The organism is Bradyrhizobium amphicarpaeae (assembly GCF_002266435.3).
Taxonomy (GTDB): Bacteria; Pseudomonadota; Alphaproteobacteria; order Rhizobiales; family Xanthobacteraceae; genus Bradyrhizobium; species Bradyrhizobium amphicarpaeae.
The window spans coordinates 6,603,239-6,624,049 of sequence record NZ_CP029426.2; the positions used below are offsets into that span (position 1 = coordinate 6,603,239).

The following is a 20,811-nucleotide window of genomic DNA, read 5'->3' on the forward strand; positions in this document are numbered from 1 at the left end:
GCGGCGGCGTATCGCGATGTCGTACGGTCTCACGCGATGGCAGGAGCCATCAACTCGTCGAGCTTCCGCTTGAACGCGGAGCCGTCCGACAATGCGCGGAGCGGCGGGCGCACGCGCAGCCACGCGGGGTCGCCGGTCTGCGCGGCGATGATGGCCTTCAGGGTCGCGAGGAACGACGGCGTCTTCAGCACGATTTCCGCCGCAGCCTGCATGCGCGGTTCGACATCCTTGCCGTCGATCATCGCCTTGACCAGCTCCGGCGCGATGTTGGCCATGCCGCAGATGGTGCCGGCGCCACCGGCGGCGATCGCGCGGGCGATGTCGGTTTCGTTCCCGACGGTGATGGCCAGATCGGGAGCAGCAGTGCGGAACGCCTGGAACTGCTTGAAGTCGCCGCTGGAATCCTTGAGGCCCGCGACCACCCTGCCGTAACGGTTGCGCAGGTTCGCAGCGACGCCGGTCGGGATCGCAACGCCCGAGATCTGCGGGATGTGATAGAGATAGGCGCGCAGCCGATCGTCGGCGACGCCGTCGATGATCGCGGCAAAGGCATCCTCGATGCCTTCAGGTGTGACGCTGCGATCGAAATAGGGCGGCAGTACCAGCACGTGACGCAGGCCGAGACCGAGCGCGGCGCGCGAGAGCGCGATGCTGTCGGCAATGGCGGGGAAGCCGCCGCCGACGCCGATGCGTTCCGGCGCAACACCAGCCTTGAGCACGGCTTCGATGGTCGCAATGCGCTCGGTGACATTAAACGAGGTGCCCTCGCCGGTGGTGCCGAACAGCACGACGCCGTCGACACCCTTGCCGAAGAGCTGCTTGGCGTGAACCGCAAGCTTTGCGGAATCCACGCTGCCGTCGGCCGCCAGCGGCGTCGCCGAAGCCACCCAGAACCCGCGAATTGCCTCAGTCATCTCACCACCCTCTCAGCTGAGATCTCGGATCAAGCGCTGATCTCCTCATGGAGCCCAGCGGCTTTCCGAGCCCTGTTTTTGCTTTACTTTCTACCTTGTACCTTACATACAAGAAAGAGGCAAATCCTTTCCACCGTCACGGCGCGCATGGGCGCAGCCAGATTTAGGAAGGTCTCGCATGAACATGGTGACCCCGATGAAGCGGCCCGACCAGTTGCTCGGCGCCCTGCGCGACAAGCTTGGCGCAGCCGCCGTCCTGATCGGCACCGACGTGCCCGCCCGCAATTGCAACGACTGGAGCGCGAGCCTGCCGCAGACGCCGCTTGCGGTGATCCGTCCGGTCGATGCGCAAGGCGTGGCCGATGCGATCGCGACCTGCCGGCAGGCGCATCTGCCGTTCGTACCGCAGGGCGGGCTGACCGGGCTGTGCCGTGGCGCATCGCCCGAAGCCGGCTGGGTCGCGATCTCGCTGGAGCGCATGAGCGGCATCGAGGAGATCGACCGCGCCTCGATGACGATGACCGTGAAATCCGGCACGCCGCTGGAGACGATTCAGAAGGCCGCGGACGAGGCCGGCTGCTTCTTTCCGCTCGATCTCGGCTCGCGCGGCTCCTGCGCGATCGGCGGCAATCTCTCGACCAATGCCGGCGGCAACCGCGTGATCCGCTACGGCATGACGCGCGAGCTGGTGCTTGGTCTCGAAGTCGTGCTGCCCGACGGCACCGTCATCACGAGCCTCAACAAGCTGATGAAGAACAATGCCGGCTACGATCTGAAACATCTCTTCATCGGCTCGGAAGGCACGCTCGGCATCATCACCCGCGTGGTGCTGAAGCTGTTTCCGAAGCCGCGCTCGACCATGGCCGCGCTCTGCGCGCTGAACGACTATGCAGCGGTGATCGCGCTGCTCGATGCGGCGCGCAGCGGGCTCGGACCGCTGCTGTCGGCCTTCGAGGTGATGTGGCCGGACTATTGGGATGTGATCACGTCCCGCGCCGGCGTGAAGCCGCCGGTCGCCGCAGGGCACGGCCTCTACGTGCTGGTCGAGGCGCAAGGCACCGACGAAAGCCTGGACGCACCGCGCTTCCAGGCCTGGCTCGAGGAGCTGATGGAGCGCGGGCTGCTGGCCGATGCGGCGGTGGCGCAATCGCTGGCGCAGACGCAAAGCTTCTGGCGGGTGCGCGACATCTGCGCCGAATTCGGCCAGGTACTGGGCCCGCACATTTCCTACGACATCGGCCTTGCGGTGGCGCGGATGGACGAATTCGTCACGCGCTGCAAGGCGGCGCTGGCCTCCGGCATCAAAGGCTGCGAGAGCGTCTATTACGGCCATATCGGCGACGGCAATCTCCACCTGGTCTCCTGGGTCACCGGCCTTTCCGTCGAGCAGCAGCCGAAGGAAGAGATGGACACGATCATCTATGGTCTCGTCCGCGAGCTCGGCGGCAGCATCTCGGCCGAGCACGGCATCGGCACGCTGAAGAAGATGTGGCTGGGCCATGCCAGAAGCGAGGCCGAGATCGCGCTGATGCGGACGCTGAAGGCCGCGCTCGATCCCGACAATCTGCTCAATCCAGGCAAGGTGGTCTGAGAGCACCGATGCGATCGCTCAAGCTCGATACGCCCAAATCCCTGTCGCAGCGGGTGATGCAGCGGCTGCGCCAGGCGATCATCGACGGCGAGTTCGCGCTGGGCGCGGCCATCTCCGAGGAGATGGTGGCGAATTCCTTCGGCGTCAGCCGCACGCCGGTGCGCGAGGCGATGAACCAGTTGCAGGCGCAAGGCCTCGTGGTGATCCGCCCGCAGGTCGGCAGTTTTGTCTTTACGCCAAGCGCGGACGACATCAACGCGCTCTGCACCTTCCGCATCGCGCTGGAGCCCAAAGCGGCGGAGCTTGCCTATCGTCACGATCGCGACGGTGCGGTCGCAGCGATCAGCGAGGCCATCGCGGCGATGGAGCCGGCGGTCACGGCCAAGGACAACATCGCCTATGGCCGCGCCGATGCGGCCTTTCACGAGGCGCTTTTCACCCATTGCGGCAACCGCTATCTCGCCGAATCCTATCAGCTGGTCTCCGGCCGCGTCGCCGCGCTGCGGACCAATCTGACCTCGCCGATCGACGTTCGCACACGCAGCTCGTTCGACGAGCACCGCAGGCTGCGCGATCTGTTCGCGCGCGGCGAGTTCGCCGCCTTCGAGCAATTGATGACCACGCATATCACCAATTCGGGCGTGGTCTATGCCAAAGCCCTGAAGGTGGAGGCCTTGAAAGTCGAGGCGCTGAAGCTGGATTGAGCGCTTCTAGCGCCCTTCCCTCGGTCCCGGCCTGTCCAGAAAATCCAGCGCGGTGTTGATCTGTTCGAGCTGGTGCTCGATCCTGTCGCGGTCCTCGACCGACGGCGCCTTTTCGAGCTGCTCCACGAGCTTCTGCTTCCGCAACAGCAGGTTCTCAATGACTGTACTCACAGCTCCCCCATCGCCAGAGGCGAACATTTGAGAGCGCGCGCGAGTTGGGCTCGCGGCAATCCCTCCATCAGAATGTCTGCGCATGCGGATGGTTCCTGCAGGCGCGCATGCGAATGGAACTAGCGGCGCAGGCTGGCCCAGACGCCACCCAGGATCAGCAAGCCGCCGAGAAGGTGGATCAGCTTCGGCGGTTCGCCGAGGATGGCGAAAGACAGCAGCGCGCTTGCGATCGGCCCGAGATAGAGCACGAGCGAGGTTCGCACCGAGCCGAACTTGCCGCCGAGCCAGGCGAAGCCGGCATAAGCGAGCAGGCCGGGCACGATCCCGGCAAACACGTAGGCCGACAGCGCCTTGGTGCTGAAGACTTGCTCGGGCATCGCCCACATCTCCCTGACCGCGAGCGGCAGCGAGAACAGCGCGCCTGCCGCCGAGAACAGGCTGATGCGTGCCAGCAGCGAGGCCTTCGGTGCGGCGCGCGATTGCAGCAGCGTGTAGCCGGACCAGCCGAGCATCGCGATCACGACGAGGCCGTCGCCCGCCGCGGTCTGCAGTTCGATCAGCGTCCGCGGATGGCCGCCGGAGATGATGAGCAGCGCACCGGCGAGCGCCAGCGCCGTGCCGAGCCATTGCAGCGGACCGACATGCTCCATGCCGCGCATGGCCGAGATCAACAGCACCGTGATCGGCGACAGCGCCATGATCAGCGCGATGTGGATCGCCGTCGTCGAGACGCCGGCAGCGTAGACCGGGCCGCCGCACAGGAACATGCCCATGAAGCCGGCGGCGAGGATCGGCCAGATGTTTCGGCCGAGCGCCACGCGGCCATTGCCGATCTCCCTGAGCGCGATCGGCGCGAGCCCGATGGCGACGATGCTCCAGCGGAAGAAGGCGAGCGCGAACGGCGGGACGGTGCCCGCGAGTCCCCGCGCCAGGACCTGATTGGAAGCCTGCGCGGTCGCCACCAGGACGAAGCCGACCAACGCAATGACGCCGAGCCACGCGGCCGAGGACGGCGATACGCCGGCCAGCGCTGCGTGACCGCCGTCAGAGGTTTCCTTGCCCAGTTCCCTGCCCATGGATCAATCGGATAACCGATGTCGGCCGCGGTGAGAACCCCGAGGAGGGCTCACCGATATGCATATGCGGCACGCGCGCCATTCCGGGGGGCGCGGAGACGCTCGCGAGTAGCACCGGCACGATGGGCGTGCGGGTGATCGAAACCGAGAACACCGCCAGAAGCGCGCACAGCATGCAGATTCTCATTCTCACCGTCCTGCGGTCGGAGATCGGCAGGAACAGAAAAAACAACATCGCCAGGATCAGCAGCGCGTCGATCAGAAACATGGGACTCTCCTTCAAGATGGGAGAGAGCATCACGCGATGGCGCCGGCCGGACTGTGGAAGGCGTCACACACCTGGCGGCACCGAGCCCAGCCACGCCGGAAGATGACGACACGGCACGCGCTCGTGACCGGTTAACGTGCCCGATCGCGGCCCGGGAACCTCGATCTTTCACGCGTCCGTCGGTTGTATTCGGGGACGCGGAGTCCTATGCGTAGGCGCATGGACACCCAGATGATCACCGCCGCGAAGCCCCTGATGGCCCAGGCGCAGCCGCGCAAGCCGGCCCCGTTCCTCCCGATGAGCCGCGCCGAGATGGATGCGCTCGGCTGGGACGCTTGCGACATCGTGCTGGTGACGGGCGATGCCTATGTCGACCATCCGAGCTTCGGCATGGCCATCATCGGCCGGCTGCTGGAGGCGCAGGGTTTTCGGGTCGGCATCATCTCGCAGCCCGACTGGCACTCGGCCGAGCCTTTCAAGGCGCTGGGCAAGCCGAAAGTGTTCTTCGGCGTCACCGGCGGCAACATGGACTCCATGGTGAACCGCTACACCGCGGACCGGCGCATCCGCAGCGACGATGCCTATACGGCCGGCGGCGAAGGCGGCAAGCGGCCGGACCGCTGCACCGTCGTCTACGCCCAGCGCTGCCGCGAGGCGTTCAAGGATGTGCCGATCGTGCTCGGCGGCATCGAGGCCTCGCTGCGCCGGATCGCGCATTACGACTACTGGTCCGACAAGGTGCGCCGCTCGGTGCTGGCCGACGCCAAGGCCGACCTGCTGCTGTACGGCAATGCCGAGCGCGCCGTCGTCGAGGTGGCGAACCGCATCGCGGCCGGCGAGACCGCGCGCGCGCTCGACGACATCAGGGGCGTCGCGCTGTTCCGGAAAGTACCCGAGGACTACACCGAGCTGCACGCCGACGATCTCGATTCCGCCGACGAAGGCGCAACGCGCCAGAAGGGCTTGACCGTGATCCGCCTGCCGGCGCTGGAGCAAGTCGAGCGGGACAAGGAAGCCTATGCGCGCGCTTCACGCGTGCTGCATCGTGAGAGCAATCCCGGAAACGCGCGGCCGCTGGTGCAGCGTCACGGCGACCGCGACCTCTGGCTCAACCCGCCGCCGATCCCGCTGACCAGCGAAGAGATGGACGCGGTCTACGATTTGCCTTACGCGCGCGCGCCGCATCCGTCCTATGGTGAAGCCAAGATCCCGGCGTGGGACATGATCAAGTTCTCGGTGACGATCATGCGCGGCTGCTTCGGCGGCTGCACCTTCTGCTCGATCACCGAGCACGAAGGCCGCATCATCCAGAACCGTTCCGAGGGTTCTATTCTCCGCGAGATCGAAAAGATCCGCGACAGGACGCCGGGCTTCACCGGCGTGATCTCCGACATCGGCGGCCCCACCGCCAACATGTACCGGATGGCGTGCAAGGACCCGAAGGTCGAGGCCGCGTGCCGGCGGCCGTCCTGCGTCTTCCCCGAGATCTGCCCGAACCTCAACACCTCGCATGACGATCTCATCCGGCTCTATCGCAAGGTGCGCGAGACCAAGGGGATCAAGAAAGTGATGGTCGCCTCTGGCGTGCGCTACGACCTCGCGGTCGAGAGCCCGGAATACATCAAGGAGCTCGTCACCCATCACGTCGGCGGCTATCTCAAGATCGCACCTGAACATACCGAGCGCGGCCCGCTCGACAAGATGATGAAGCCGGGCATCGGCGCCTACGACAAGTTCAAGCGCATGTTCGACGCCGCGGCCGAGCAGGCCGGCAAGAAGTATTACCTGATCCCCTATTTCATCGCGGCACATCCCGGCACGACCGACGAGGACATGATGAACCTCGCGCTGTGGCTGAAGAAGAACCGCTATCGCGCCGACCAGGTGCAGACCTTCCTGCCCTCGCCGATGGCGACGGCGACCGCGATGTACCACACCGGCGTCAATCCCCTGCGCGGCGTGCGCCACGGCGGCAGCGACAAGGTCGAGGCGATCAAGGGCCTGCGCCAGCGCCGCCTGCACAAGGCCTTCCTGCGCTATCACGACCCCGACAATTGGCCAGTGCTGCGCGAAGCCTTGATCGAGATGGGCCGTCGCGACCTGATCGGCTCGCAGCCGCACCAGCTCGTGCCCGCGCACCAGCCGCCGGGCACCGGCAAGGCCGCGGGGACGCGGCGGCCGGTTCGGCCGGGCGAGAAGTCGCTGCGGTTCACGACCAAGGGCTTGCGGGTGATGAAGTAGCCGGACACATCCGGCTCGGCCCCGCAGGTCACGTCTCCGAACACAAAATGTCGAAAACAACCCCATGCACAGTAGACGGGGTTAGCGAGATCAATGGCTTAACACCCGTGCAAACGGGCTGGTCAATCGCTCGAGGAAGCGTTGCTCCGTCGGGCAAAACACGAGCAGAATGCCATCATCGGGTGGTGGGATGGATTTCCCGTCCCAACGCTGCTCAGCACCAACGTCCTCGATCTTGTCACCACAAAGCGCCTTTTGGCGCACCCGCTTGTCGCCACGCCTCTGCGCAAGACCGCGAACCTGGTTGACTTCGGCGTCATCATGTAACATATAAAGTTACATGAAACGAGATTCCCGACTTTCCGGCGTGCTCCACGTCCTCTTGCACATGGCGCAGCAGCTTGGACCGCTCACGTCCGAGACGCTGGCCAAGGCCATGGACACCAACCCCGTGGTGATCCGCCGCATCATGGCGGGTCTGCGGGAGATCGGTTACGTGCGCTCCGAGAAGGGGCATGGCGGCGGCTGGACTATCGCCTGCGACCTGTCGAAGGTAACGCTGCGCGACGTCTATGCCGCGCTCGGCAATCCCCCGCTCCTGGCCATGGGCAACCGGACCGAGGCGCCCGGCTGTCTGGTCGAGCAAGCCGTCAATGCGGCCCTCGATCAAGCCTTTGCCGATGCGGAGACGCTGCTGCTGGCGCGGCTCGGCGAGGTGACGCTGGCGATGCTGGGCGAGGATCTTCGCAAACGGCTCGGGTCTCGAAAGATCCACGACATCAGCGCGCATCGCGCGTGAACAGCTCCATTCACGGGGACGACATCATGACCGACATTCAAGCCGCATTCTCCGATCCGCAATTCGTGGCGAGATACACCGAGGGGCCGCGGCGCTTCGTGCCGGGCTATGACGCCATGCAGTCCATGACGGCGATTCTGCTCGCCGAAAGCGTCCCCAGCGACGGGCAGGTGCTCGTCCTCGGCGCGGGCGGCGGCCTGGAGCTAAAAGCGTTTGCGCAAGCGCATCCCGGTTGGCGCTTCGACGGCGTCGATCCGTCCGCGGCGATGCTGGCGCTGGCCGGGCAAACCCTGGGATCGCTTGCACCGCGTGCGCGCCTTCATCAAGGCTATATCGATGATGCGCCGGAAGGGCCATTCGACGGTGCCACCTGCCTGCTGACCCTGCACTTCGTCGATGTCACGGAGCGACGCCGGATCGCCTCGGAGGTGCGCCGCCGGCTCAAGCCGCGCGCACCGTTCGTGGTCGCGCATCTGAGCGCACCCGATGGCGAAGAGGAGCGCCCACGGTGGCTGTCACGCTACTCGGCGTTCCTGGCCGCCTCCGGTGTCGAGCCCGAGCAGGCGGCGGCCGCGCGGAACGCCGTCACCAACCATCTTGAAATTCTCGCGCCCGCGCAGGACGAGGTGATCCTGCGCGAAGCCGGCTTCTCCGACCCCACGCTGTTCTACACCGGCTTCGCCTTCCGCGGCTGGGTGGCCTACGCGTGAGGCGTCGCTTTACCAACATTCACGCCAGAGCCAGAGGCGCAAGGGTGGATACATGTTACTCCGCGAATGAGGCGGGGTCCGTCTTGCCTTTAAAACCGGACATGGCCAGCTGCCCCTTTGCGAGGCAACAAAAGACTATGCCTCTCCGAAAAAGGATCCGGCCACCGCTCCCGGGCGGACCCTCCTTGCGCAGTTTCGGAGGGCGGCGCGCAAGATCAGGATTTCATTGAAATCCGCCAAGCCACAATCTAAAGTTTAGCCGGAGCTTGGATTGGGGGGCAAGACTCATGACAGTCAATTTGGGCGGATATCATCTGATTGAAAACTCGGTTGTGTGGCGGGGCCATTAGTCATCATGGGAGAACCCATACGCCCCGCAGAACCTTCGAAATCCCTCAACTCCCCCTTCAGCATTTTCGTGAGCGGCCTCTTGGTCGCATTCACTCTCCTCGTCGGCATCGCGTGCATCATCGCTCTCGCCTCGACGCTGACGCAATCACGCATCCTCAGCCTGAACTTCGACGGAGTTCAGGCCAGCATATGGAAGCTGGATTCCGTGCGCCGCGACTGGAGTGAGTTGCGTGGCCGAAACCTCAAACAAACAGGGGCCCTCCAGGCGGCAACGACGGAGAAGCTCGAACTGAATGATCAGCAAGCTGCCGCGAGCCAGCGCCTAAATCAGTATAAAGAACAGCTCTTTGTAAGATTGGCTGAAATCGCGGCACGCATCAAAGAGACCGATGGTCCGCTGCATGACGCTATCGGCGGAGACGCCGATCTGAAAACGCGCGCGGCCGCCCTCGCCGCGGCCGAATCGCGTCTGCGGACGAACCTACCAGACCTGGGCCCTATTCTAGACAATTTCGGTAAGGAGCGGCAGCAGTATAGCGAGGCGCTAACGAAAATGAGCGACTTGGACTCGCAATCTTCCAGCTTGGCGCAGAAGCAGAAATATCTAGCCCAGGGCCTCCTCGAGATCGGCAAAAATATAGACGTAGTGTTCTCGCAAATAACGAAGAACGTCGACGCGCCGACGCACGCGAAGATCGAGAACGCGCTGTATGAGTTGGACCCATCTTCTGGTTGGTTCAGCCTGATCATCAATCGGTTCGTTATCTTGCAGCCAGACGTGCTCGCGCTAGTTCTAGTGGTCCTTATGGGACTACTCGGAAGCTCTCTCCAGATCTTGCACTCGTTGTTCAGAGCTCACAGGATTGAAAGCCCCGGCGACTACATCCTTCAACTCAGCGTCGGCGCAATTACCGCGCTAGTGATCTTCATCGTTGCGAAGGCCGGCGTGCCGATCATTGCTGATGCGTCGCGCCTTTCAGGTGATGCACCGATCAATCCCTACTTTGTATCTTTCCTGGCAATCATCTCCGGCTTGTTATCCGAGCAGGCGATCATTACGGTCCAGAATCAAGGTCGGCGGATCTTTGCCACAGGGAAAGCGGAGCCCGACCGTTGGGTTAGGGTCAGCTTGGATCCAACCCTGAATGACCAGAACCTTACGGTTGAACAGCTCGCCTCCTATCTCTCGGTGCCCACTGATGCCGCAAATTCCATCATTAAGGGAGAGAGTAAAGCGGATGCGGAACAGCAGAAAGCGATTGCCATCTTTCTTCGAAAGTCCGTTCGGGATCTTTTCACTGATATGCCGCCAGCGAATGTTTCAGATAGCTAGGCTCGACTTTCAATGATTATGCGCACGGCTTTTCTCACCGCTATGTTTTTGCTATCCGGCCAGGCGGCTTTTACCGCTGACCTCGGAAACCGCTTTGAGTCGTTCGAAGCCATGCACGCGACTCCCTTCGGTTCACTATTTTTCGTCGAAGGCGTGGTTCATGATTGGGACATCCCGTCACAGCCGCGGTTCGTGCTCATTCAAGGCGAGGGCCAGATCAATCTGCCCGTTCAACAGGGAGGGTACTGCTTCGCCTTCAACCATTATCTTTCAACGGGCACTTTGAGTGTCTCTCGCACTTACCGAGCTCGCATACGCAAAACCCCCGCTAAAGGGAGCACGAGGCTTGATCTGTTTTCAGGTGAATACATCCCCACACCTGATATCGCTTCTTCGGCAGTTCCCAGTCTTTGCATCAACGGAATCGCAGATGTCAGACTTATTGAGATTCTGTTCAATTCGGAACGCACCAAAGATTTCAATAGGGCTATTTCATTCCAAATTGGAAGCACCACGCCTCCATAAGAAGAGCCCCTTCAGGCTTGTTGCGCCGAGCTGCACATTGCCTCCTCACCGCTCTCATGAGGCCGCGCCCTACGGAGGCAGAGGGCTAATCTGCGCACGGTGAGAATGGCGGTAACGTAACCATCTGCGGGTCGATGCTCGCACTCTATATGACACGGTCTTCCCGGCAGGGTGACGTGAAAGGGATCGGCGGCTGATTTCAGGTGATTTAGCTCCTCTCTTATTCGGATTATTTGGGAGCAAATTGCTGTTACGACGCTTCGGTCAAAGGCAGCGCCGGTCCATTTGCCAGGCGGAGTCTAGCTTCCCTCAAGCGGCAGAGCTGATGATGGCTCTCCCAGTATTCAATTCTAGACCGCCTGTTGAGTGCAGGAGTGCTGTCGGCAATGGAACTGAGCACGGCGCGCCCCTCACCTCTCCACCGGCGCCCCCGCCCCTCGATGATACCTGCTGGAAAAGAACACCAGCGGCGTGGTGTCGCCGTGGTCGCACGCGGAGACTTCGGCGATGATCAGCGTGTGGTCGCTGACATCGACGTGACGCGTGACCTCGCAGGCGAACCACGCGACGCATCCCGACAGCCGCGGCAGACCGTCCACGATGTCGTAATCCGGGCTGGCGCCTGTGTTCGGCTGGCTGGCGAAATGCCGCGAGAGGTCGCGGCCATGATCAGGCAGGACATTGACGCAATAACGGCCGGTGGCCGTGATCGCGCGGTGCATGCGGCCGGGCATCACGGACACCAGCACGGTCGGCGGCGACAGGCTGACGGTGACGAAGCTGTTCACGGTCATGCCGCAGGCGCGGCCATGCTCGTCCAGCGCGGTCAGCACTGCGACGCCGGTCGCAAAGCGCGACGCGGCCTCGCGGAACGCCGCCGGGTTGGCGCGTGACATCTCGGTTTCCGCTCGCATCTGAAATCACGCAATCGCCCTGACCGGCTCTGGCGGCGCCGCCATGCGCTCGATCCAGGCCTGGATGCGCGAGGGCGTCGAGATGCGGTCCCATTGCCGGTCCGGATAGTTGAAATTCTCGGTGAACTCGTTCGCCAGCGCCGGGTTCTGGCTCATCGCGCCGATCAGCATGCCCAACGCTTCCGTCGGCGGCTGCAGCATCACATTGGTCCAGCGCGAGGCCGCCAGCACGCGGTCCTGCCGCTTCAAGTCGATCTTCTCGCACAGACGCGCATCACACGCCTCGGCATTGACGATCTCCTCGCCGAGCACAAAGGCCGCATAGGAGGCGACATTGGCGCCCTGCCCCATCATGGGATCGACGATCGCATGAACGTCGCCGAGCGCGATCGCGCATTTACCGCCGTCGAATTCGACCATGGTGTTCCGCACCGTCGGGACGACGCCGCCCTGCAAGAGATCCTGCGGCTGCGCCAGGTCGAAGCGCGCGGTGTCGATGCGGTCGTAGGTCGTCGGGTGATGCTTCTCCAGCTTGCCCAGCAGCACCTTCAGGAAGTGCTTCGGGTTGTCGTCGTAGCTGAGCGTCGCCAGTTCCTCCAAGTCGCCGCCCGGCACGTTCTCCATCAGCAGCGCATTGGCGATGCCGCCGAAGGTGACGGTGGGAATCACGATCATCTCACCATGCCCCGGCGAGACCGACAGCGTGACGTTCATGGGATCGGGCTGCCGTACACCGGTGTAAAGCCCCACGCACAGCCGCCGCTGCGGCTGCGAATAGGGCGTATGCTCCGGACGGTAGGTGAAGAGCTGGCCCAGCGGCCCCTTGCCGGTCGACACGACCAGGAGATCGAAGCGGGCGACCAGCGGACGGATGTCGCGCTCTTCGATGCGGCGGTATTCGATCCTGCCGCCGCGGCTCGCGAAGTCGTTCATCAACGCAGGCAGATAGATCCGGTAGTCGACGGCGCGGCTCGGCTTCGAGAAGTCGCCGCGAAAGCTCAGCGGCTGCGGGAAATTGAAGACGTGATCATGGTAATAATAATGGTCCTTCGGATCGGTCCAGTGATTGACGCCGAGATAGTCCTCACGCGCGATTGTCACATGGTGATGTGCGACCGTGTTGATGAGCCTGATGTCGCGGTAATCCTCGGGCGGCCGGTCGGTGATGACAGTGGCGTCCACGCCGTGCTTTTGCAGATAAAGCGCGAGATGCAGCCCGGCGATGCCGGCGCCGACGATTCCGATGTTGTGTGCCAATGTCGTCTCCTCCCCTGATGGCTTGTTTTGAGGAAGCCTAACGGTCGGCCGTGTTGCACACTACGGAATAACCGGGATATGATTTATTCCGGATCGGAATAAGATCATGGACCGGATCGACTGCCTGCGCGCCTTCGTTCGCACCCTCGAGGGCGGCAGCTTCTCGGCGGCGGCCAAGGAGCTCGGAATCGGCCAGCCCGCGATCAGCAAGCGCATCGCGATGCTGGAGAGCGAGTTCGGCACGCAGCTGTTCTTGCGCACGACCCGCACGCTCAAGCCGACGGCCGAGGCGCAGCGGATCTACGAGCTCGCGCGCCAGATCCTCGGCAGCTTCGACATGGCGCGGTCGAGTATCGAAGAAGCCGCGCCCCGTCCCACGGGCACGCTCCGGATCGGCGTGCCGTCGTCGTTCGGACGGCGCTACATGATGCCCATCATCGCAGAATATGTGCGGAATTATCCGGAGGTGAGGGTCGACATCCGCTTCAGCGAGCGGTTCGTGAACCTGGTGGAAGAAGGCATCGAACTGGCCTTGCGGATCGGACATCTGGAGGCGAGCACGCTGGTCGCCCGCCGGCTCGGCACCGTGCAGCGCCATTTGGTTGCGACACCCACCTATCTGCACGGCCGCCCGCTGCCGCGGACGCCTGACGATCTCGCCTCGCATCAATGCATCGTCTATTCCAGGATGTCGCCGGCGCACCAATGGGCGTTCGAATCCGAACACGGCCGTCACGTCGCATCGATCAACGGCCCCATCCATGTCGACGATGCCGATGCGATGCAGGAGGCGACGATGCATCATCTCGGCATCGCCATCCTGCCCGAATGGAATGCCGCGGACGGCCTTCGCAGCGGCGAGCTCGAGCATGTGCTTGCGGACTACAGCATCGCCGCGCTGCCGCTGCACGCGGTCTATCCGGAGACGCACTGGATGTCGCCACGGGCGCGAAGCTTTCTGAACCTGCTGGTCGAGCGCGCCGAGTGTTTTACGGGTGCCTCGTCAGAAGGCACGGGCCTCCGTGCCGGTGGTTGACGCCGCCCCTCCCGGTATTAAATGACGTCCATGAAGAAAATCGGATTTCTATCCTTCGGACACTGGACCCCCTCGCCGCAATCGCAGACCCGCTCGGCGGCCGACACGTTGCTGCAATCGATCGAGCTCGCGGTCGCGGCCGAGCAGCTGGGCGCGGACGGCGCCTATTTCCGCGTGCACCATTTCGCGCGACAGCTGGCCTCGCCGTTCCCGCTGCTCGCGGCCGTCGGCGCCAGGACCAGCAAGATCGAGATCGGCACCGCCGTGATCGACATGCGCTACGAGAACCCGCTCTACATGGCGGAGGACGCCGGCAGCGCCGATCTCATTGCCGGCGGCCGGCTGCAGCTCGGCATCAGCCGCGGCTCGCCCGAGCAGGTGATCGACGGCTGGCGCTATTTCGGCTACCAGCCGGCCGAGGGCGAGAGCGATGCCGACATGGGCCGGCGCCACGCCGAGGTGTTTCTCGACATCCTGCGCGGCGAAGGTTTTGCGAAACCCAATCCGCAGCCGATGTTTCCGAACCCGCCGGGACTGTTGCGCCTCGAGCCGCATGCGCAGGGGCTGCGCGAGCGGATCTGGTGGGGCGCCGGCTCGAACGCCACCGCGGTGTGGGCGGCGAAGCTCGGCATGAATTTGCAGAGCTCGACGCTGAAGAACGACGAGACCGGCGAAGCCTTTCACGTGCAGCAGGCCGCGCAGATCCGCGCCTATCGCGCGGCGTGGAAGGAAGCCGGCCACGGCCGCGAGCCCCGCGTCTCCGTCAGCCGCAGCATCTTCGCGCTGGTCGACGATCGCGACCGCGCCTATTTCGGCCGGGAGCGCGGGGGCGAGGACCAGATCGGCTTCATTGATCCGCAGACCCGGGCGATCTTCGGCCGGAGCTATGCCGCCGAGCCCGATGCGCTGATCGAGCAGTTGCGACAGGATGAGGCGATTGCGGAAGCCGACACGCTGTTGCTGACGATCCCGAACCAGCTCGGGGTCGATTACTGCGCGCATGCGATCGAGGCGATCCTGAAGCACGTCGCGCCGGCGCTGGGATGGCGGTGAGATAAAGCGGCCGTTTCGCGCAGCTCCACCTTCCCGATTCGATTCAGCCGCCGCCCAGGCTGTGGCTGATGCGCGTCACGACGCGGTCCCATTGCCGCTTTTCGGCCGCCGGGTAATTGATCAACACGCAGTGCACATAGCTGCGCGAGAAATTGCAGCGGTCGTACCATATCTTGTCGCGCTTGATGCTGGAGACGACGAAGAACTTCGGGGTCACACGCTTGTAGATGATGCCGGACGGCGGCCCCTTCCTGGCCAGGAACGCGGCCGGCGAGAGACCTTCGCCGTTGGAAACGGCCTGTACGGTGAGATCGGCCCGTCCGTCGGCGGTGCGGAACTGCTGACCGTACCCGTCGGGCTTGCCGGCCGTCTCGGTAAAGAGCGAGGCGGGAATGTCCACCGATGTTCCGGCCTCGGGGATGCGGTAGGTCGTCCAGCTTTCTGCCTGAGCGGCAACCGACGTGGCCAGCATCGTGACAATGGCAGCGAAGGTCCTCATGTCCGCCTCATCACTCGCGCGGCATCAGTTGAAGCTCCAGAAGGGCGATCCGCTTCATGTCGACGATGTTCCGCTCACCCTCACCGGCGGTGCGCAGGATGGATTCGGCGAGCACATTGACGTGCGAGGCATGCACGGGCTCCGGCAGGCTCGCAACCGCAACTTTCAGAGCGCCCGTCATGATCTCAATGACCTCGGGGGAGAATGCCGCGTTGGAAAAATTCTTCATCACGAAAACCCGGCTGCCGTGCGCCCTGCAGCATCAACGCCCGGCAAAACCGGGGGTTCCCGCGACGGTGGGACGGATCGGCGCGACGGGCGCGGTTAGGCTGCGGAGGGGTAGTGCGTGAGCTGCTCGAAATCCGTCTCCTCGCTCGCAACGGCCTGCATTCTCACGTGATTGCCGATGACGAGGCCGGTGAGCGAGAGCATGAGCCCCAACGCGAGCGGCGCGAACAAGGCCTCTTCCTGGAACAATCCGTTGAGCAGCACGACCATGACGCCGAAGCCGGCGAGACCCTGCGTCAGATAGCCTGACGACGCGTAGAGGCGCCAGGCCTTGAGGGCCATCGCGAAATAGAAGGCCAGCGGGACGAAGGCGCCGACGCCCATCTGATACAGGAGAACGCCGATCGCGCTCTCGACCGCGCCGTCGATCGTCCCCGCGGCCTGCGCGGCGCTCCAGTCGATGGAGAAATAGCTATCCGCCAGATTGCCGCCGATGCCGAGACCGCGGCCGAAGGGGTTCTGCACGAATCCGTCCAGACCACCCATCAGCCCGATCACGTGATAATCGCCGATCTGCAGTCCGAGGCGGATCGCCAGAATCGCAAAGGCGATCATGCCGAGGAAGCCGAGCAACAACGTCACCACGGCGCCGATCAGGCGTGTCCCGATCCAGGCTGCGACCACGAAGATGACCGTGATGAGCGCGCCCTTCACACTGCAGAAGACCAGCAGCGGCAACGCCGCGAGAGCCAGCAGCGGCCGCCCGACCGAAAACAGGAACAAGGTGAGAAAGCCGAGCCCGTAGGCGAAGCTGATCGGGTGCATGTTCGGGCCGTTGATGCGCAGCATCTTCGACAGGCCGAATCCTTCGAGCAGCGGCGTGTTCAGGAAGTCGAAGCTGAAGCGGTCCTTGAGGTCGACAGGCACGTTGCCGGTCTTGCGCATCTGCGCTTCCCACGTGCCCGAATGGGTGGCCTTTAGCTCGTCGAATCCCCAGAAGGTATAACTGTTGGTGATGGCCAGCCAGAAATCGCGGAAGACGAGTTCGACATAGCCGCACAGCAGAATGATGACCGCGAGCGTCACCAGGAACGGCGTGATGCGCACCTCGTAGGTTGCGGCAGTCAGAAGCGAGAGCTGGAACAGGAACAGCGGCAGCACGATATTGCGCAGATAGACCGCCGCCGGCTGTCCGTCCTGGACGAAGCCGATCGCGAAATACAGCGACACCACGGCGAGGGTGACGACACCCCAGCGCATGATCCGGTTCACCTCAGCCGATTGTTTTCGCTGGCCCACCACGTAGAGGCCGAACGTCGCCAGCCACATCACCGAGCAAACGAGGAAATTGTAGCCCTTGATGAAGTCGAGATCGGACGGCAGCGGCACCAGCGGCGACAGGATCGAGACGAACAGGTTCTGGAAGAACAGCACGAAGATCGCGATGGCCGGTGCGTAGGTCGGCACCGCCAGCACGATGGCGATGCCGACGAGGACCTCGACGACGATGCCGAGAGCCGGATGGGCCAGATGCAGGACAGGCGCAAAGCCGATCGTTGCCACGGCGATGCAGAACGTCGTGGCCAGCTCGCGCCAGGCCGGCGAAGATGTCCCCGCCTGCACACACTGATCCTGGGTCAAGTCCCCGGCGCTCATCGATCGTCCTTTGGCATCGCGCGGCGATCACGATAGCGGGCCGCTGTGTAAGGATGCGTTAACGATCGCGAACCGGCGCGACGTCAGCGCCGGCCGGACCGGGTCGCGCCGCCGAGCAGCGCCCGCATCACGTCGGGATCTGGTCTGCCGGTGCTGCGGTCGACGAGGCCAAAACCCTGCGCCAGCTCCCAATGCGTCCAGCCCCAGCAATGGTCGCGGGCGTAGGCGGTGACCTCAGCCAGCCACCGCAACCGGCTTTGTCTCGGTGCGCCGGCTTTCAGCACGCCGAATTCGTTGACGATGATCGGGCGCTTGAACTGCTCCTGCCATTGCAGCGCGGGCGCGAGCCAGCGATCGGCGCCCGGCCTGTCCCTGGCGGCGGCAATTGCAGTGTCGAGCATCCCGAGCGCCTTGGTCGCGCCCCTCGCTTGCAAATCCTGACGGATCGCCCGAACCTTGGGATCGCCGGCGTCGATCGGATAAGGCAGGTCCATGATGTCGTGCAGCGGATCTTGCGCGTCCCAATGGGCCTGATGGGTGAACACCATGGGATCGTAGAAGTGGATGGCATAGACGACGTCGGGGTCATCCAGCGGACGAAACCGCGGCAGCGAGTCCGCCCGCTGCCAGTTGACCGGACCGACGATGAGAGCCGTGGCAGGCAGCAATTTGCGCACGAAGCCGGCGAGCGTCTCGACCTGCTTTTGCCATGTGTCGGCGTCGACATCGGGCTCGTTGAGCAGCTCGGCGAAGATGCGATCTGCGGGATAGGCGCGCATGATTGCTGCGAGGCCGCTCCAGGCCTCCTGCATCTCACGCAGCGCCGCGTCCGGATCCTCCTTGTGCAGGCGGTTGAAGCGCTCGCCGGGATGAAGATCGACGGAGATGGCGTAGCCGAGCGCGGTGAGCTGCTTCAGCGCCTTGTCGAGCACGGCCAGCGTCTCGTCGCGCTCGACCTTCGAGGCGAAACGCGGCATCACGCGCTCGGCCGGCACCGGCAGCCGGACGTGACTCATTCCAGCGCGGCGCAGCTGCTGCAGCAATTCGCGGCTCGGCACCTCGCCGTTGATCCAGCCGTCCGCATTGAAGCCGCGGGACAGTGCGGCAAGCCTGGCGGGCGCGACCGTCTGCGGAACGGGTACGCAAGCGTCGGCGAAGGCCGGCGGAGCGAGCGAGATCGACAGGAGCGTCGCAGCAACCAGCAGACGACGCAGCGATGCTGTCATCGTCAAACCGCGAGGCCCAATGCGCCGCCCTCGGGATGCGGCGCCTGCGAACCCGCCGGCGCATGATTGACCACGAGCCCCGTCGGCACGGCCTCATACCGCGATAGCGCCGCGGTCACCCGGCGCATCGCCGCCGAACCATGCTCGCCGGCGCGCACCACCAGCACGATCAGATCCGCATGCGCAGCCAGAGCGATGGCGTCGGGCTGCAAGGCGAGATTGCCAGCATGGACGATGATCAGGTCGAACTCCGAACGAATATCATCCTCGGGCCTCGCATCGGCCTTTCGGCCGGCGCTGAGGAGCTCGTCGATCGACTGAAGTCCCGCCGTGGTCGAGCCGTCGTTCCATTCGGTCACGGGAGGCTCGTGACCTGCGAACTCCCCCTGCAGCCGGATCAATACGCTCATCATGCCCCTGTTCACGGCGGCACGATTCAGCGAGCGCGCAACGGTGTTGCCGCCGGCGCTCTTGCCGACCGACAGCACGAGAGCGACCTTGCAACCGCGCACGGGCACGCGATCGATCCGCTCGAGCAGCGGCCGCAGATAAGGACCGAGATCGAGCTCGGCCGGGGTGGCGATCGGGCGTTGCCAGACGGTGCCGGTCGCGGACGGGGTCGTGGACGCCAGATCGGGAATACGGGCCCAGACAGGAAGCCGCGGCATCGCTTCGGGCCGGGCAGCCGCGGCGACCGCAGGTTGGACTTGAGGCTGGACTTGAGGCTGGACCTGCTGCTGGACTCGCGCCTGGACCTGCCGGTCCTCAGCCGCGTGCACAACCGCCTCGGCAGGCGCAGGCTCGCCGGACATGCTCGCCATCACCGCGACCGCAGCGGTCGATGTCAGCAGCGAGCCGATCACCAGCGCCGCAAGCAGCAGAGCGAGCGGCGGACGGGTCGAGCGCAGCGGCGGAATGGCGGGCGAGGCGATCTTGGTCTGGGAGTTCTGCAGCTGACGCTGCTCGTTGGTCGTCTTGAACCGCGACAGGAACTGCTCGTAGATGTTCTTGTTGGCATCGGCGTCGCGCTGCAGCTCCTGCAGCTTCACCAGCGCCTGACCGTCGACCAGCATCTTGGTCTCGACCTCTTTCAGCTGCTTTTCCAGCGCCTTCTGCTGCTCCAGCTGGGCTTCATATTCGGACTTGGCGGTGTCGATGTTCTTCTTCCGCTCGACCTCGATCTGCCGGTTGATATCGGCCAGCTGGCTGTAGGAGATCGCGAGATCGGGATGGCGGTCGCCGTACACCGCCTTCTTCTGCGCGATCTGGTCGTTCAGGGTCGAGCGCTGCGCGCGCAGCATGCTCAAAAGGTCCTGCTTCACCGGGCCTTCGACATTGGCCTTGAGATCGCGTTGCACCTGCTCGTAGCGCGCCTTGGCTTCCTCGGTGCGCAGGCGTGCGGCGGAGACCTGCTGATTGATGTCGGTCACGCGCAATTGCTGCGTGGTGGAATCCTTGCCGGCGTTGAGGATCTTGTGCTCGAGCCTGAAGGCGGCGACGGCGTCTTCCGATGCGCGCAGCCGCTCGTTCAACGCCTTCAGCCGATCCTTGAGCCAGTCGGCGGCCTCGTCGGTGGCCTCGGTACGGACACGGCCCTGGCTGGCGACGAACGCTGCGGCGATGGCGTTGGCGTAGTAGGCGGCCCGCTCAGGGCGATTCGAGATGAACGAAATCGCGATGACGTAAGTCAGCCCGCGCCGCGTGATCTCGAGGCGGCTGCGGAACTTCTCGAGCAGGCGCGTCATGTCGGTATGACCGCCGGCGATGTCATCGTCATCGGCGATCTTGAGCTGCTCGATCAGGGGGCGGAGAAAGCCGTCCGATTTGGCGATCTCGATCTGGCTCTGAAGCGCCGCCGCGTCCTGGCCGATGCCCGGCAAGACGTCCTGCTCCGTGGTGACCCGCAGCTCCCGGGGATCGAGCACGACCAGGGCCGTTGCGGCGTAGCGGACCGGCAGAACCATCAGGGCGATGATGCCGAGGGCGAACAACGCCAGCGCCAGCGTCAGAATCCGCCGGCCGTTCTCGCGCAGGAAAGCGAGTGCTCCGGAGACGGTCAACGATCCCTTGATCAGCGCCGGCGCGGCGCCGTCGGGCTTGGTCCGCGCAGCCCGCGGCGCTTCCCACGAAGCCGCTGGCTCCGTCGGGGCGATGCTTCGCGGAGATGCGCGGCTACCGAACGCCATTGGCTCGACTCGAAATCAACTGACGGACACAATTCAGAGGCTTGAGACACCGTAAATATCCATGGTTAACCGC

21 protein-coding genes are annotated in these 20,811 nt (G+C 64.2%); 9 read left to right on the forward strand and 12 right to left on the reverse strand.

All coding sequences use genetic code 11. From position 1 onward, the window contains the following. Positions 1 to 29: 29 nt before the first annotated feature. Complete coding sequence (locus CIT40_RS30985; RefSeq protein ID WP_094893073.1) at positions 30 to 914, reverse strand: dihydrodipicolinate synthase family protein; 885 nt, start codon at positions 912 to 914, stop codon at positions 30 to 32. Between the two features lie 178 nt (positions 915 to 1,092). Between CIT40_RS30985 and CIT40_RS30990 the strand changes: the two genes are divergently transcribed. Together CIT40_RS30990 and CIT40_RS30995 are read left to right on the forward strand one after the other, a co-directional pair. Further along, positions 1,093 to 2,505, forward strand: coding sequence for an FAD-binding oxidoreductase (locus tag CIT40_RS30990; protein ID WP_094893074.1), 1,413 nt, complete (start codon positions 1,093 to 1,095; stop codon positions 2,503 to 2,505). Between the two features lie 8 nt (positions 2,506 to 2,513). Next, positions 2,514 to 3,209 (forward strand): GntR family transcriptional regulator, encoded by a 696-nt coding sequence (locus CIT40_RS30995; protein ID WP_094893075.1) that lies wholly within the window; start codon positions 2,514 to 2,516, stop codon positions 3,207 to 3,209. Between the two features lie 6 nt (positions 3,210 to 3,215). Here CIT40_RS30995 and CIT40_RS31000 read toward each other — a convergent pair whose 3' ends face one another. From CIT40_RS31000 to CIT40_RS31010, 3 genes are all read right to left on the reverse strand, one after another. Next, positions 3,216 to 3,380 carry a hypothetical protein gene (locus CIT40_RS31000; protein ID WP_167443383.1) on the reverse strand — a complete coding sequence of 55 codons (165 nt, stop codon included), beginning with the start codon at positions 3,378 to 3,380 and terminating at the stop codon, positions 3,216 to 3,218. A gap of 119 nt (positions 3,381 to 3,499) precedes the next feature. Beyond that, positions 3,500 to 4,456, reverse strand: a complete 957-nt coding sequence (locus tag CIT40_RS31005) for a DMT family transporter (RefSeq protein WP_244611877.1) — start codon at positions 4,454 to 4,456, stop codon at positions 3,500 to 3,502. Further along, a complete protein-coding gene (locus CIT40_RS31010) occupies positions 4,425 to 4,724 on the reverse strand; it encodes a hypothetical protein (protein ID WP_094893184.1) in 300 nt (99 codons plus the stop codon). The genes CIT40_RS31005 and CIT40_RS31010 overlap by 32 nt, the downstream gene beginning before the upstream one ends. A 219-nt stretch (positions 4,725 to 4,943) precedes the next feature. Between CIT40_RS31010 and CIT40_RS31015 the strand changes: the two genes are divergently transcribed. Further along, positions 4,944 to 6,965, forward strand: a complete 2,022-nt coding sequence (locus tag CIT40_RS31015; protein ID WP_094893077.1) for a YgiQ family radical SAM protein — start codon at positions 4,944 to 4,946, stop codon at positions 6,963 to 6,965. A 90-nt stretch (positions 6,966 to 7,055) separates the two neighbouring features. Here CIT40_RS31015 and CIT40_RS31020 read toward each other — a convergent pair whose 3' ends face one another. Next, positions 7,056 to 7,295: a hypothetical protein gene (locus CIT40_RS31020; RefSeq protein ID WP_148667243.1), complete on the reverse strand. Its 240-nt coding sequence runs from the start codon at positions 7,293 to 7,295 to the stop codon at positions 7,056 to 7,058. A gap of 10 nt (positions 7,296 to 7,305) precedes the next feature. Between CIT40_RS31020 and CIT40_RS31025 the strand changes: the two genes are divergently transcribed. From CIT40_RS31025 to CIT40_RS31040, 4 genes are all read left to right on the forward strand, one after another. Then, entirely contained in the window at positions 7,306 to 7,764 is a 459-nt protein-coding gene (locus CIT40_RS31025; RefSeq protein ID WP_094893079.1) for an Rrf2 family transcriptional regulator, read from the forward strand. Positions 7,765 to 7,790: 26 nt separating this feature from the next. Next, on the forward strand, positions 7,791 to 8,474 hold the full coding sequence (locus CIT40_RS31030; protein WP_094893185.1) for a class I SAM-dependent methyltransferase: 684 nt from the start codon (positions 7,791 to 7,793) through the stop codon (positions 8,472 to 8,474). Positions 8,475 to 8,904: 430 nt separating this feature from the next. Beyond that, on the forward strand, positions 8,905 to 10,158 hold the full coding sequence (locus CIT40_RS31035) for a hypothetical protein (RefSeq protein ID WP_148667244.1): 1,254 nt from the start codon (positions 8,905 to 8,907) through the stop codon (positions 10,156 to 10,158). A gap of 12 nt (positions 10,159 to 10,170) precedes the next feature. Next, entirely contained in the window at positions 10,171 to 10,683 is a 513-nt protein-coding gene (locus CIT40_RS31040) for a hypothetical protein (RefSeq protein WP_094893081.1), read from the forward strand. A 410-nt stretch (positions 10,684 to 11,093) separates the two neighbouring features. Here CIT40_RS31040 and styB read toward each other — a convergent pair whose 3' ends face one another. Together styB and styA are read right to left on the reverse strand one after the other, a co-directional pair. Continuing rightward, entirely contained in the window at positions 11,094 to 11,579 is a 486-nt protein-coding gene (gene styB, locus CIT40_RS31045) for a styrene monooxygenase NADH-dependent flavin reductase subunit StyB (RefSeq protein WP_094893186.1), read from the reverse strand. A gap of 24 nt (positions 11,580 to 11,603) precedes the next feature. Beyond that, positions 11,604 to 12,854 (reverse strand): styrene monooxygenase subunit StyA, encoded by a 1,251-nt coding sequence (gene styA, locus CIT40_RS31050; RefSeq protein ID WP_094893082.1) that lies wholly within the window; start codon positions 12,852 to 12,854, stop codon positions 11,604 to 11,606. 106 nt (positions 12,855 to 12,960) lie between these two features. Between styA and CIT40_RS31055 the strand changes: the two genes are divergently transcribed. Together CIT40_RS31055 and CIT40_RS31060 are read left to right on the forward strand one after the other, a co-directional pair. Further along, on the forward strand, positions 12,961 to 13,890 hold the full coding sequence (locus CIT40_RS31055; protein WP_094893083.1) for a LysR family transcriptional regulator: 930 nt from the start codon (positions 12,961 to 12,963) through the stop codon (positions 13,888 to 13,890). A 30-nt stretch (positions 13,891 to 13,920) separates the two neighbouring features. Continuing rightward, entirely contained in the window at positions 13,921 to 14,943 is a 1,023-nt protein-coding gene (locus CIT40_RS31060; RefSeq protein ID WP_094893187.1) for an LLM class flavin-dependent oxidoreductase, read from the forward strand. A gap of 43 nt (positions 14,944 to 14,986) precedes the next feature. On the opposite strand, the gene CIT40_RS31065 is transcribed toward CIT40_RS31060, so the two are convergent. The 5 genes from CIT40_RS31065 to CIT40_RS31085 all read right to left on the reverse strand — a co-directional run bounded on the left by CIT40_RS31065 (position 14,987) and on the right by CIT40_RS31085 (position 20,738). Beyond that, positions 14,987 to 15,442, reverse strand: a complete 456-nt coding sequence (locus tag CIT40_RS31065) for a hypothetical protein (protein WP_094893084.1) — start codon at positions 15,440 to 15,442, stop codon at positions 14,987 to 14,989. A gap of 10 nt (positions 15,443 to 15,452) precedes the next feature. Further along, on the reverse strand, positions 15,453 to 15,671 hold the full coding sequence (locus tag CIT40_RS31070) for a hypothetical protein (protein ID WP_094893085.1): 219 nt from the start codon (positions 15,669 to 15,671) through the stop codon (positions 15,453 to 15,455). A 95-nt stretch (positions 15,672 to 15,766) separates the two neighbouring features. Continuing rightward, a complete protein-coding gene (locus CIT40_RS31075) occupies positions 15,767 to 17,311 on the reverse strand; it encodes a hypothetical protein (protein WP_244611878.1) in 1,545 nt (514 codons plus the stop codon). 98 nt (positions 17,312 to 17,409) lie between these two features. Next, positions 17,410 to 18,552, reverse strand: a complete 1,143-nt coding sequence (locus CIT40_RS31080; RefSeq protein WP_094893086.1) for a glycoside hydrolase family 5 protein — start codon at positions 18,550 to 18,552, stop codon at positions 17,410 to 17,412. Positions 18,553 to 18,554: 2 nt separating this feature from the next. Further along, positions 18,555 to 20,738 carry a GumC family protein gene (locus CIT40_RS31085; RefSeq protein WP_094893087.1) on the reverse strand — a complete coding sequence of 728 codons (2,184 nt, stop codon included), beginning with the start codon at positions 20,736 to 20,738 and terminating at the stop codon, positions 18,555 to 18,557. Positions 20,739 to 20,811: the final 73 nt, after the last annotated feature.